The organism is uncultured Helicobacter sp. (genome assembly GCF_947367035.1).
GTDB lineage: Bacteria > Campylobacterota > Campylobacteria > Campylobacterales > Helicobacteraceae > Helicobacter_D.
This window is the reverse complement of sequence record NZ_CANBCA010000010.1, coordinates 50,642-63,618: the sequence shown is the minus strand read 5'-3', so window position 1 is coordinate 63,618 and position 12,977 is coordinate 50,642. Positions and strand designations below refer to the sequence as shown.

14 protein-coding genes, 1 tRNA gene and 2 pseudogenes are annotated in these 12,977 nt (G+C 35.8%); 1 reads left to right on the top strand and 16 read right to left on the bottom strand.

What is annotated here, in order from left to right; translation table 11 throughout:
* A pseudogene (locus Q0Y61_RS04975) lies at positions 1-486 on the top strand (molecular chaperone HtpG); the annotation flags it as partial.
* 43 nt (positions 487-529) lie between these two features.
* On the opposite strand, the gene Q0Y61_RS04970 reads toward Q0Y61_RS04975, so the two are convergent.
* From Q0Y61_RS04970 to purD, 16 genes and pseudogenes are all read right to left on the bottom strand, one after another.
* Positions 530-706, bottom strand: coding sequence for a hypothetical protein (locus Q0Y61_RS04970; RefSeq protein ID WP_297812284.1), 177 nt, complete (start codon positions 704-706; stop codon positions 530-532).
* A 15-nt stretch (positions 707-721) separates the two neighbouring features.
* Positions 722-1,048 (bottom strand): hypothetical protein, encoded by a 327-nt coding sequence (locus Q0Y61_RS04965; RefSeq protein ID WP_297812280.1) that lies wholly within the window; start codon positions 1,046-1,048, stop codon positions 722-724.
* Entirely contained in the window at positions 1,039-1,209 is a 171-nt protein-coding gene (locus tag Q0Y61_RS04960; protein ID WP_297812278.1) for a hypothetical protein, read from the bottom strand. The genes Q0Y61_RS04965 and Q0Y61_RS04960 overlap by 10 nt, the downstream gene beginning before the upstream one ends.
* Positions 1,200-1,689 (bottom strand): annotated as a pseudogene (locus Q0Y61_RS04955) (efflux RND transporter permease subunit). Before Q0Y61_RS04955 ends, Q0Y61_RS04960 begins: the two are co-directional and overlap by 10 nt.
* 38 nt (positions 1,690-1,727) lie before the next feature.
* A complete protein-coding gene (locus Q0Y61_RS04950) occupies positions 1,728-2,393 on the bottom strand; it encodes an efflux RND transporter permease subunit (protein WP_297812275.1) in 666 nt (221 codons plus the stop codon).
* Positions 2,394-2,398: 5 nt separating this feature from the next.
* The gene (locus tag Q0Y61_RS04945; RefSeq protein ID WP_297812273.1) at positions 2,399-2,761 is read right to left on the bottom strand and encodes a hypothetical protein; all 363 of its coding nucleotides are present in this window, start codon (positions 2,759-2,761) and stop codon (positions 2,399-2,401) included.
* A gap of 148 nt (positions 2,762-2,909) precedes the next feature.
* Positions 2,910-3,428, bottom strand: coding sequence for a TolC family protein (locus Q0Y61_RS04940; protein WP_297812270.1), 519 nt, complete (start codon positions 3,426-3,428; stop codon positions 2,910-2,912).
* A 29-nt stretch (positions 3,429-3,457) separates the two neighbouring features.
* Complete coding sequence (locus tag Q0Y61_RS04935) at positions 3,458-3,748, bottom strand: hypothetical protein (protein WP_297812266.1); 291 nt, start codon at positions 3,746-3,748, stop codon at positions 3,458-3,460.
* A 424-nt stretch (positions 3,749-4,172) separates the two neighbouring features.
* Positions 4,173-5,429: a glutamate-5-semialdehyde dehydrogenase gene (locus Q0Y61_RS04930; protein ID WP_297812263.1), complete on the bottom strand. Its 1,257-nt coding sequence runs from the start codon at positions 5,427-5,429 to the stop codon at positions 4,173-4,175.
* A gap of 118 nt (positions 5,430-5,547) precedes the next feature.
* Positions 5,548-5,631, bottom strand: a tRNA-Leu gene (locus Q0Y61_RS04925).
* Positions 5,632-5,669: 38 nt separating this feature from the next.
* On the bottom strand, positions 5,670-5,975 hold the full coding sequence (locus Q0Y61_RS04920) for a F0F1 ATP synthase subunit C (protein ID WP_297812260.1): 306 nt from the start codon (positions 5,973-5,975) through the stop codon (positions 5,670-5,672).
* 107 nt (positions 5,976-6,082) lie between these two features.
* Positions 6,083-8,281, bottom strand: coding sequence for a polyribonucleotide nucleotidyltransferase (locus Q0Y61_RS04915; RefSeq protein ID WP_297812258.1), 2,199 nt, complete (start codon positions 8,279-8,281; stop codon positions 6,083-6,085).
* Positions 8,282-8,299: 18 nt separating this feature from the next.
* The gene (locus Q0Y61_RS04910; RefSeq protein WP_297812255.1) at positions 8,300-9,025 is read right to left on the bottom strand and encodes a phosphoribosyltransferase family protein; all 726 of its coding nucleotides are present in this window, start codon (positions 9,023-9,025) and stop codon (positions 8,300-8,302) included.
* A gap of 12 nt (positions 9,026-9,037) precedes the next feature.
* A complete protein-coding gene (lptD, locus tag Q0Y61_RS04905) occupies positions 9,038-11,167 on the bottom strand; it encodes an LPS assembly protein LptD (RefSeq protein WP_297812252.1) in 2,130 nt (709 codons plus the stop codon).
* Positions 11,160-11,630, bottom strand: coding sequence for an RDD family protein (locus tag Q0Y61_RS04900; RefSeq protein ID WP_297812249.1), 471 nt, complete (start codon positions 11,628-11,630; stop codon positions 11,160-11,162). The genes lptD and Q0Y61_RS04900 overlap by 8 nt, the downstream gene beginning before the upstream one ends.
* Positions 11,627-12,892, bottom strand: a complete 1,266-nt coding sequence (gene purD, locus Q0Y61_RS04895; protein ID WP_297812247.1) for a phosphoribosylamine--glycine ligase — start codon at positions 12,890-12,892, stop codon at positions 11,627-11,629. Before purD ends, Q0Y61_RS04900 begins: the two co-directional genes overlap by 4 nt.
* Between the last annotated feature and the right edge of the window lie 85 nt (positions 12,893-12,977).

Below are 12,977 nucleotides of genomic sequence, written 5' to 3'. Positions count from 1 at the left end.
ATCGTAATGCCTATGGTTCAAGATTATGACAAAACACCTTTGCGTTCTATCACTTCCAAAGAAGCATTAGAGGATTTAGGTGAGGAAAATCTCAACGAAGAAATCAAAGAAAGATTTAAACCACTGCTTGAAAAATTTGGCAAAACTCTAGGCGAGGAAGTCAAAGAAGTGCGCTTAAGCTCTCGTTTAATTGACGCTCCTTCGTGTATTGTAGGAGACCCTGAAGACCCTAATGCTGCGATGGTTAAGATGATGAAGCAAATGGGGGCAATGGGAATGGGAGCAGAGATTCCAGAGCCAAAACCTATTTTAGAACTCAACCCAAATCATATTATTGTAACCAAACTCTTAGACGCAGAAGAACACAAGATAGAAGAAGTTGCATATTTACTACTTGAAGAAGCCAAGCTTTTAGAGGGTGGAAAATTAAAAGATGTAAATGCCTTTGTCAAACGTCTTAATACCCTCTTGCAAAATAGCCTATAACACCAGATTGTAAGGTTCTTAAAGAATCTTACAATCTATATTACTAATACCACTTTCTTAATTTATCGTCCAAAGGGGCAATTAGACGATAAAAGCAGGCACAAGCAATAAACTTAAAATCATAGAGATGAGCAATACCCATTGGCGATTTGATTCCACTTCCAGCACCTCCAGCAAGTGCAAAAGGAAACATTCCAAACACCATTAGAGCGTTTGTCATTGACCACATCAAAGATTAAAGTCGCATTTTTCCCACAAGCCCCATTAAAAGCATTAATCCCATAGTACTAAATAAACTTAACGATTTTCCACTGATAAAAAGTGCCAAAATGCCCCTGTAAAGCTTAAGGGTAAAGTCGTCATAATGACCAATGGTTGCAAGAGGGATTAAAGACACCAAAATAAAATAAATTAAAAACAAATTCGCATAGATCATTACACTTCTTTGTCTATCATAATGTTTAATATTTGTTGTTGCCCCCACCTCTTCTATCTCTACCAATCCCTCTAAAAACACATTTTCCTCACTTGAATTTCTAGGACTTAAGTAACTCAAATCCATAATGGAATCTTTTTTGGGACTAAGCAATACAATATCATATTCTTTACCCCCTTCACGATAATAAGAAATTTCTGCGCTCCACTAAAGGCATTATTCAATGCCATTGCAACTTCTTGTGCATTGAAACCATATTGTGCAACAAGTGCGCGATTTAATTGCAAACGAAAAAGAGCGAAAGCACAAAAACTCCTACAATCACTCCAATCACAATAGTTTTATGCTTTAAAACCCATTTTAAAGTTTGAACATAAAAACTCTCCAAGATTTTATATTTCTCACTCCAAAGATAAAATCTCTGCCAAAACCCTTTAAACTCCTTATAATTAGAACTAGAATCTGCAATACGCGAACTTAGCATTGGAATAAAAGTAATCACAACAACATAGGAAATGATAATTGATGCAGCAAGGGTTAGCCCAAAAGAAGTAAAAAACCTCTCAGTTACACCGCTCATATTTGCAATAGGAATAAACACCGCAAGCAACATACAAGATTGCAACAAGGGCGAAACCTATCTCGCACAAACACTGATATGCCGCTTCTTTGCACTGCATTCCATTTTCTAGTTTTTTATAAATATTCTCAATCACCACAATCGCATCATCAATAATAATCCCTATTGCGAGGGTAATTGCAACCATTCACGCACAAGTGTGAGCTGGTATTGTAGGCTAATTTCTTACAAAAAGGGTAAAATCTCTTTGATAGAATCTGCAATTTCAATCTCATTTGCACCTGTGATTTTCTGCACTTCTAGCGAGATTCCACTTCCACTTGTTTCTTTGGTTATTAAATGAGAAAAACTGCGTTGCTCCTTAACAGAATCAACAATCAATGCAATATCACTTAATTTAATCCCCTCTCCGATTAAAAGATTACCCAAATCTTGCACATTACTTGCATCTGCCTTGGTAATCAGTTTCCATTCCTTTTCCTTACTGATTAATCTTCCACCATCAATTTCAATATTTTGTGCATTAATTGCACGGACAATATCTGTAAAGGTAAGGTTATATTTATTTAATGCATTAGGAAAAGGGAGGACCTTAATCTCACGCTCTAAATAACCTACAAGATTTACCTTATCTACACCTTTATTCTCTGCAAAAGAGGTTTGATTTAAGCCTGTATGAACATTTAACTCTAATAATTCTTGTGTATTTTCAATCTTGGTTCTAGGGCTAACAAAGAGCGAAATAGTCAGTGCGCCACCGACATTGAATTTTTCAATCATAGGCGATTGAATCTCACTTCCAAAACTAAGGGTTGAGACTTTATTCCGCACGTCATTTGCGGCAATTTCAATATCTTTTTCTAATTCAAACTCCACGACAACAACGCTCACACTATCTACACTTGTAGAGGTAATTTCTTTAACGATTCTATCCCGCTAATTGCCCCTTCAATTTTATCTGTTACTTTGCCCTCTACCACTTCTAAATTTGCTCTTGCAATTTGCACATTCTCTTTCACATCTTTTACTTTTAATGCAAGTAATTTCTCTTTTTTTACTTGCGCTCCCACTTCTACAAAAATCTCCTCTACTACACCATTAGCACTAAGAGCTAAAGTGGCTCTTTGAAGTGCTTGAACTTCAAAGGTTGCATACACTTCATTAGGTTGTGCAAAAACTTGACCAAAACACAAAATAGCAAAACTAAAAAGATTTACGATGTCTTTTAACTTTTTATTTTTGCTCTCCTCTTGTTGCATTCTATACCCCTTAATCTGCGATAAAAGATTCTAATTTCTCTCCACTCTTGTAGAGAAATTTGCCTTTTTCACTTCATATCAAAACGTGCAGCGTCATAAAAACTTTGTGCATTAAGCAATGTGCTTAAAGCATTAAGATATTGTGTAGTTAGACATTAAATTTTTCTTTTGCATAAGAATAAGCAATAGAAGCGGATTGATAGCTAGAATCTGCCCATTTTATTTTCTCTTTAGCACTCTTTAAACTCTCCTTTGCAATTACAAGTTCTCTTCTTTGAGAATCTTTAAGATAAATATATTCAAAGTTTGCAGCCATTGCGTTTAGGTATGCACTTTCACGTTCCCTATATGTTGCCAAAGAATCAAAAAGTGTAAAACAGACAGACAAACCAAATGTGTTCTGATAAGTAGGGTCAATAGGAATCACAAAGGGCAGATTAGGCAAATTGCGTTCATCATAATGGTAGCGCATATAACGATTGCTAAGAGAAATTATTGGCAAATAAGTGTATTGGGATTTAACACTTTCTTGTGCTTTAAGGACATAAAAATTTGCTTGCAAATCCTCCCGCTCTTTTGAGGGGAGATTCAAAGAAACTTCTTGCAAATTTGTGCGCTCATTTAGAGTATTTATCTCTACTCCACTCAAAAGCGAAAGTTGCTCCAAATGTGCTTTAAGGGCAGTTTTGGTAGATTCTATATTATAATATTTTGATAGCTTTGCGCTTTAATTGCTTCTAATGCATCTAACGAAGCAAGTCCCGTATCATAGAATCTTTGATATTTAAAAATACTTTCCTTAAGCTCTTCTTGTTGATTTATCAGTGCGCTTAGCCTACTTTGCACACTTAAAGCATTAAAATATTCTTGAATGATTTTTAATTGCAACTGCTCTTTTGTGCTTTTGCTCTCGTGTTCTTCGGCTTTGAGTTTATAATCAGTAATTTCCAATCTACCCTCACGTGCTAATTCATCAAAATCAACCATTGCGCTTCTACAAAAACACCTTTTATCTTTTTAGGATAAAAAATATTAGGATTTTGTATATTTTGGTAAGCATAACCTACCACAACTTTTGGCAAATATTCTGCATATAAAGCATTTTTTCTTCTTCTAAGGCTCTCATTTGCGTCTCTTCACTTTGTAAAAGTGGATTGCGCAAAGCATTTTGAAGAAGAATTTTTAAAGTTTGGGATTCTACATTGTTTTGATATTTATTCTCTAGAGTGCTTTGTTTATCACTTCGTTAAATTTGTATAGAAGATTCTATTGTGGAATCCTCAAAGCTTTGACTTTGCGATTGTGCAGAAATATTAGCGAGTAAATGGATAAAAATCAAGTATAAAACCAACCAAAAATCTTTTTCATTTACAAATTCCTAAAGTTAATCAACGCAAATACTTAAGAATCCTTAACGCACCTGTCCATTACCATAAACTTTATATTTATAAATCGTTAGAGACTCTACACCCATTGGACCGCGTGCGTGAATCTTTGAAGTAGAGATTCCAACTTCTGCTCCATAGCCAAATTCTCCACCATCACTAAAACGCGTAGAAGCGTTGGCATACACACACGCAGAATCCACTGCATTTAAAAATAACTCTATAACACTATAATCTTCACTTAAAATTGCTTCACTATGCCCACTGCCAAACTTTTCAATATGTTCTAAGGCTTCTTGAAGTCCATTGACAAGACGCAAATTTAAAATATTTTCTCCATATTCTATAAAATAATCTTGCAAAGAAATTTGCTCACATTCTATCCCACAAGCTTTCAAAATCTCGCAAGATTCTCTATCGCCCTTTAAAATCGTGCCCTTTTGCTTCAAAGATTCTGCAACTTTAGGTAAAAACTCCTGCGCAAAAACAGAATCTATAAGCAATGTTTCACAAGCATTACATACACTTGGACGAGAAGTTTTGGCATTAACAATTATCGCAATGGATTCTGGAATCTTACAAGAATGATGAGCAAAAATATGACAAACCCCTTTATCGTGCTTGATAACAGGCACTTTTGCATATTCTGTTACAAAATTAATCAGCCCCTCACCTCCACGTGGAATGATTAAATCAATAAAATCTTTTGCACCCAAAAGCTCTTTTAACTCTTCTCTATCACGCATAGACGGAAGTAGAACCATACAATCCAAAGGCAAATGATGCTTTTTAAGAATCTGATAAAAAACCTGCATAATGACTTCATTACTCTTTTGAGCCTCCTTGCCACCTTTTAAAACGCAGGCATTTCCACTTTTAAAGCACAAGGCTGCGACATCACTTGTTACATTTGGACGCGATTCATAAATTGTAGCAATCACTCCAAGGGGTGCGCTTACCTTTTCAATCCTTAAACCGCAATGATTTGTAAATCCTCCTAAAATTCTATTAAGTGGGTCTGGAAAATCTGCAATTTGCCGTAAAGATTCCGCCATACTTGCTATTTTTTTAGGATTCAACTCCAAGCGTTCCCTCATTGCACTACTTAATTTTAAATCCTCTGCAAGGCTTAAATCCTCTTGATTGGCTTGCAAAATAACACTTTGTGATTCTAAAAGCAAATCTGCACAATCTCGTAAAAATTCAATACGCACATTATGAGACAGGGAAGATAAAATACTTTTACTTGCTTTGGTTTTCTGTAATTGTTCTTGTAGATTCATTGTTTCTCTTATATTTCAAATTAAATTAGAATCTTTATTTAACATTCTAAAATTCAAAATCTTAACATAAATGTCTAATTAACTGAATAAAAATAGAAAAAATAATAAAAAGATTGAGTGGTGCGCTGAGCGAGACTTGAACTCGCACGGGTCACCCCGCCACCCCCTCAAGATGGTGTGTCTACCATTCCACCACCAGCGCACACCTTAGGCAAGTGCCTAAGGAATTTTAACTATTAATTAGCCTAAGAAAGGGTTTGCGTAAAGTAGGATTAACGCAACAACAAGGGTATAGATAACTTGCGCTTCAATCATCGCTAGTGCGATAAACATTGTTGTCATTAATTTTCCACCAACGCCCGGATTTCTAGCCATACCAGAAATTGTCGCTGCTGCTGTGCTACCCATACCAATCGCACCACCAAGAGCTGCGATACCCAAACCTACACCTGCTGCAATTGCAGAATAAGAGAGCAACATTTCGTTACCTTCCGCGGCAAATGCCACACTAGCTAATGCAAAAAACACTAAAAGTAATTTTTTCATTTCTTTCTCCTTAAAAATTTCAAAGTCCGTTCGGATTCATTCCCCTACTTATCACTTTGTAAGGTACAATTATAAATGTGCTTAGCTAAATTTTTGTTTAATTTAAGCTAATCTACAAGCCCTAATTCCACTTTATTTTTATTAAGTGATAGTACCTCTACACGCACTTCATCTCCCTCTTTTAGATAATCACTAATGCGTTCGCTTCTATTATTTGTAACTTTGGAGACGTGCAACAATCCATCATAATGATGCGGTAATTCTATAAATGCGCCAAATTCTACCACTTTTTTTACTTTCCCTGTGTAAATATCTCCCACTTGATAAAGTTCATCAAAATTTGGTTTATATTCTTTAGTATTGGCAATGTTTATAATATGCTCTTTTGCCGCATTCACTTTTTGTTTATTTCCACCACTGACTTTAACTTCACCATTTTCGCGATTTAAATCAATCACGACTTCAAATTTCTCAATGATTTCCTTAATTGTTTTTCCTGCTTGTCCAATCACTTCTACAATCTTGCTTGGGTGAATTGCAAAAGTTTGTGCGCTAGGGAGAGATTCTGTGTTTAAAACTATTTTACTCTTTGCCTCTTCCATTATTTTTAAAATATGCAAACGTGCTTCTTTTGCTTGAAAAAGTGCATCTTTTAAGATTTCTGTTTTCAACCCTCCAAGCTTAATATCCATTTGTAATGCAGTGATTCCATTGATACTCCCTGCAACTTTGAAATCCATATCGCCCTCGTGGTCTTCTAGGCCTATAATATCAGTTAGAATCGCATACTTTTCTCCCTCACACACAAGTCCCATAGCAACCCCAGCAATGAGTGCAACGCATTCTATATCTGCAGCTGCTAATGCCAAAGAACCGCCACACACCGTTGCCATAGAAGAAGAGCCATTAGATTCTAAGATTTCAGACACTAAACGAATCGTTTTAGAATCCCCATTAATCAAACTACATTCTAGTGCGCGTTTGGCAAGATTGCCGTGTCCTAACTCCCTCCTGCCTGTCGCACCAATAGGACTTGCTTCCCCGACACTAAAAGGTGGAAAATTATAATGCACCATAAAACGTTCTTTGGAAGTAGATTTTTCTGTGAGTAATTCATAATTTTGTGCGTCCATATCCCCCCCCAGTGTGCAGACCACAAGTGCTTGTGTTTGCCCTCGCGTAAAAAGTGCGCTTGCGTGAGCTTTAGGCAAAAGGTTTGTCTCAATGCTAATAGGGCGCACTTCTTTTAATCCTCTACCATCTGCTCGTTTGCCTTCCTCTAGTATCATCTTACGAACAAGAGTGCGCTTCACTTTTGCTAGTGTTTCATCAACACGTTGTTCTAAGAATTCTACATCATTAGGATTTTGTTGCTTCCAATCCTCCATAATCTTTCTAGCAAAAGCTTTTAAACGGCTATGCCTTTCTGTTTTGGATAAAAATGCAAGGACACTCTGTAATGACTCTAGATATTTTTCGCAAATAAAATTTGCGATTCTCTCGCATATAAAACTTTTTCTCCCCTCTTCTAATTTTAAAGGTGTCTTGATAAAAGGCATAAAAGAATCTTTCATTAGCTGACTTTTAAGAGCAATTTGAGTGCGTGCTAACTCTAGTGCCTCCATCAATTGACTTTCTTCTAATTCATTTGCACTCAAGGAAATTGCTTCCTCCTCTTGTAAAGTTGTCATTAAACTCAAAGGATTTCTTGAAGATTTAACTCTCACTCCACCAAAAGTGCGCATCTCAATCATTAGCAAATCCTCATTCACACCACTTACTAACAAATCCAATGTGCTTTGCTCTTGTGCTTTTAAATCTGGATTTATCACGAATTCCTCTCCAATTCTACCAATTCGCACACCATTGACAGGAAAGGTAAGCGGAATCTCGGAAACATATAATGCTGCACTTGCTGCATTTAAAGCCAAAAGCTGTAAATCTGAATTGCTATCAGCACTTAAAACAAGAATTGTGATTTGTGTAGGATAGCAGTAGTTTTTAGGAAATAATGGGCGTAAAGAGCGGTCTATGATTCTAGCAGTCAAGGTTTCAAAATCACTAGGCTTTGCTTCTCTTTTCACATAGCCTCCGGGAAATTTCCCTGCAGCATAAGCCTTTTCAATGTATTGCACAGTTAAAGGTAAAAAATCTTCTTCTACAATACAATCACTATCAATTACAACTGCGGCGAGTAAAACATTATTTCCGCTTTGATAACATACACTTCCATTGGCTTGTTTTGCAAACTTATCAAAAATATACCTTTCTTCTTGTCCTAAAAACGACAGCTTCGCTTCACCCATTTTTCTTCTCCTTGAACTTTATGGTTGTATCTCGTTAAAAATTCCTTCAATTACTGAAGGCTCTATGGCAGGATAATCTTTGTAATAATACCCAATATCTACAAAATTTTTGGATTGATAAAGACAAAAAATGCCATCGGTTGCTTCCTCCATTATTTCAGCAACCTCTATGGGGGCAACAGGACAAGCAAAATACACTGTTTTGGCTTGTAAAGTAATCACTGATTTAATAGAAGCAAGTGCGGTTAAACCACTATCAATCCCCTCATCTACAAGTAATATGCGTTTTCCTTTAAGGGAAATCAAGGGATTACCTTTACGATATTGATAAATTAAAGGCAACATCTTATCTTCATATTGTCTTTGCACTTCACCATAAATATAATCCAAACTAATTCCAAAAGACCGCACTAAAGGCTCATTAATCACAACATCGTGTGTTTCAGTTGCCATTGCAATTTCGCATTCTGGGTTGTTGGGAGCTAAAATAGGTGAAGTAAAAAGAAAAGCCAGAGGTGCTTTAATTGCCTGCGCTAAACGATGTGCAAAAAAAACCCCCTCAAAAGAGATTCCAACCACTATACAATCTTGCTTTTCAAAAAAGCTTAATGGCATATTGTGAAGCAATTTTTGCAATGCATCTTCACGATTTTCAAAAAGGGTTTTTCTCCGCATAGAATGCATCGCATTACCCACAAAGCCACCTTTAATTGTATTTGCAATTCCATTATTTAAATTACCCATATTCTTTGCCCTTTAATTACCCACTTTTATATCACTACTTAATAAAGGAATAAATTTAATTGTGAATAACACATATTTATCATCTCTTGCTTCTGCCCCACGCGTGGTTAACATTGGATAAATTTCACTGACATATTTAAGACCAAAAGAAAAACAACGAATTGAAGTTTCAAATCCCACTTGCCAAGTCTTAAAATAACGTTCTTTATAATCATAACCAGCACTTGCAAAAATGTCAATATTCTCAAACTCCTTATTCAATCCAGCCATTAGATAATTTGCCTCTCCAAATCTCCCACGATTCCAATCCACACTCGCAAAAGATTCACGAAAGAAATGTCCAAAATTTGCCTTTAGATATTCTCCATCATAATGAACTTGATGTGTAGCTTCTGAAATTCTAGCTTTCTGATGTGAATAAAAAATACTGCTTAAAAAACTCCACTCATAATCGTAAAAATATTGGATTTCATTTTCTAACTCCCCCACCTGATGATTATCTTCTAAATAAAAAGCTTGTTTGATGCGGTGAGAAAGCCAAAGTGTATCTTCTAAATCATAAAAATATTGAGAGCCATTCAATCGCAATTCTTGTCTATGACCAGGCAAATCAAAAAAATCTTGAAAATCTCCTTTTTGACTATCAAATCCGGGCAAAATATACAAAGTCTCAAGGCTTAAAGTATGTCCAAATGCTTCATATTGCTTAACTAAATCAGAATTTGCTTTAAATTGATAATGTTGCGTAATATAGCGTCCATCTTCTAAATGCCCTTGTTTAACATTACTATAATTAACCTGTGTTCCATAGATAATAGGCGAAGCAGACAAATTCACAAAATCATCAAATAAATTTTGCGTATAAATCAAAGGAAGTTGCGCTTCTTGTTGCACCGCACGATAGCCAATAGGACGTGTAAAATTTTTGGCTTGATAATCAAAGCTATAATACAAATTATCCAAGAATAATTTGTTGAATTGGCGATGATATTGCACCTGTGGCAAGGTTTGTAAAGTTTCTGCATTGCTCGTCTTATCCAAATCCGAATAATAACGCCCATAAACTCCCACATAATCTGATTCACTTTTTAAAAAATAATTTAAGCGAGAAGTCAAAAGGCTTCCTTGCAAATCTGCAGATGCTCTAGTCTCCTCATCAGTTAATCTAAAATAATCCACATCTGTTACTTGTGTAATATCAGCATAAATTCCATCTTCATAGAAATAATTTTGCGTTTTTGTTAGCAAATCTTTACGTTCATATTTTAATTGAAATCCAAAATGGTCTTGATTTTCCAAATCATAAGTATTTTGGTAGCTATTTGTATCACCAAAATAGCCCAAATTTGCCCACAAAATTTCATCTTTATCGTCTATCATTCTAAACTCGTTATAGAATCCCGCTCCTCTTTTTGTCCGCACTTGAGGCTTGAAAGTCATATCCCACCAATCGTATGGGGCAATAAAAATCGGTTGGGAATACAAGAAACCATCATCTTTAGAGTTTCCAATTTCAGGATAAAGCAAACCACTTTTACGCTTATAACCCAAAGAAAAAGAAAGGTAGGGAAAATAAAGCACGGGCATTTCATAAATGCAAAGACGAGGATTCCACACTCTTAACCACTCTTGATTCACATCGTATTCACTCTTGCTTGCCTTTAACTGCCAAATAGGATTATTCACGCTACAAGTTGAAAGGGTTGAATCTTGTGTTTGATAGACATTCTTATCATATTGCGCACTTTTAGCATTTACCCATAAACCACTCATAGAATCTTGCAAATAAAAAGGCTCTAAAAAAGAATAATCCTGCTGCATTTTAATTTTAATTTTTTGAGCCTTTAAATAAAGTGCATTTCCCTTATAAGCATTCACATTGCCGCTTAAGGTAATTTCTCCACTTTTCGTATCATAAGTTGCTTCATTAGCTGTTACAAAATAATCTAGATTAATAACTGTTGCGTGTCCTTTACCAATGACTTTGGACTGACTATATTCCATATCATCAGCCAAAAATTCAAAAATAGCTTCTTGATTGGCATTAAATTGCTGGATTGAAGGACGTGCTTGCAAAATACTTGGCATTAGCAAAGCCATTGCTACTAAGCTTAATGGGATTCCAAATTTTAACTTAAGCATTATAGTGTTTCAACTCTACAACCAATGTATTAGTTGCCATATCGTGCAAACCCCTTCTTAAAGGATTCGCAAAAATATAAAAAAAAGGCAAATACATCAAAAACTCGCTGAATGCGCGTAATAATGAGCGCACAAGAGCCTGTTTTAAGCTTGGATTATCCAATAATTCTACCTCTAAAATACGAATCTTAACCACAATTTTGCCAATGGTTGCACCATAATACTGCACAAAAAGCCAATGGTATAAAATGCGGATTCCATAAAGAACCAGCCAAGAATTAGAAACAATGGCTAAAATGGCTTCCGCATTCCCTGTATTTTGAATAATACTATCCCAATAGATTCCAATAATCACCATACTAAGTAACAAGTCATCAATGATATGTGCAACCACTCGCTTCCAATAAGGTGCGATTTGGATTTCCTCACGCGCCAAAATCTCTTCAATCTTCTCTGTATTCATTTTTCCCCTAACGCCTGGTAGGCAATATCCTTGCGATATTGCCTACCATTAAATTTTATAGATTCCACTTGTTTATAAGCATTCTTTAATGCCTCTTGTATGTTATTACCTTTTCCTACACATACAAGCACGCGTCCTCCTGTTGCAAACAAATCTTCTCCCTCCTTACTGACACCTGCAAAACTAATATGCGATTCTACCTCTTTATTTAAAGATTCTAATATTATTTTTTCTTTTTTAGAATTTTTATAAGGATAATCTTTAGAAGCCACCACAACTCCAACGCAAGTTTTGGATTCTAACTCAAATTTCGTATTTTTCAAATCGCCCTTAGCACAAGCCAAAAAACAATCTAATAAACCATTTTTAAAAAGTGGTATTAGCACTTCACACTCTGGGTCACCAAAACGGACATTAAACTCTAATAAATAAGGCTTATTTTTAACAACCATAATTCCACAAAACAAGGTGCCGCTAAAGGGACTTCCCTCATTTTCCATTCCTTCAAGCGTTGGCACAATAATACTTGACTTTATCTCCTCAAGGATTTGAGGAGTTGCCAAAGGAGCAGGAGCATAAGCCCCCATTCCCCCAGTATTTGGACCTTTATCCCCATCTAAAAGTCGCTTATGGTCTTGTGCCGCGGGTAACACAATAAAATCTCTTCCATCACAGAGTGCAAAAACAGATAGTTCAAACCCATCTAAATATTCTTCAATCACGATTGTTTTACCAGAATTACCAAAGCTTTTCCCCTCTAACATTTCCTTAGCTGCCTTTTTTGCTTCCTCATAGCTTGTAGCAATGATAACTCCTTTGCCCGCACACAAGCCATCAGCTTTGACTACAATGGGCAAATTCAAGCTCTCAATAAATGCACAAGATTCTGTATAATCACTTGTTTGGATAAAATTTGCAGTTGGGATTCCATATCTTTTTGCAAATTCTTTCATATACGCTTTAGAACCTTCTAATCTTGCCGCTTTTGCACTTGGACCAAAAACCAAGATTCCATTCTCACGCAAAGTATCTGCTAATCCCCCCACCAATGGTGCTTCAGGACCGATAATCACAAGCCCAATTTGACGCGCTAATGCAAAATTAATAAACTCTTGGTCATTTGAAAAATCAATATTTTTCCCGAGTCTGCTTGTCGCCCCATTGCCTGGGTAAAAATAAATCCCATCAATCCTACATTCATTTTGCAATCCAAGCCCAATAGAATATTCACGCCCACCACTACCTACAATTACAATTTCCATTTTACAACCTTGAAAAATATTTTAGTTTTTAAAATTCTCGCTTTAAAACTTTAAAAACCAAAATTACACAAAACGTAGCCTTCAC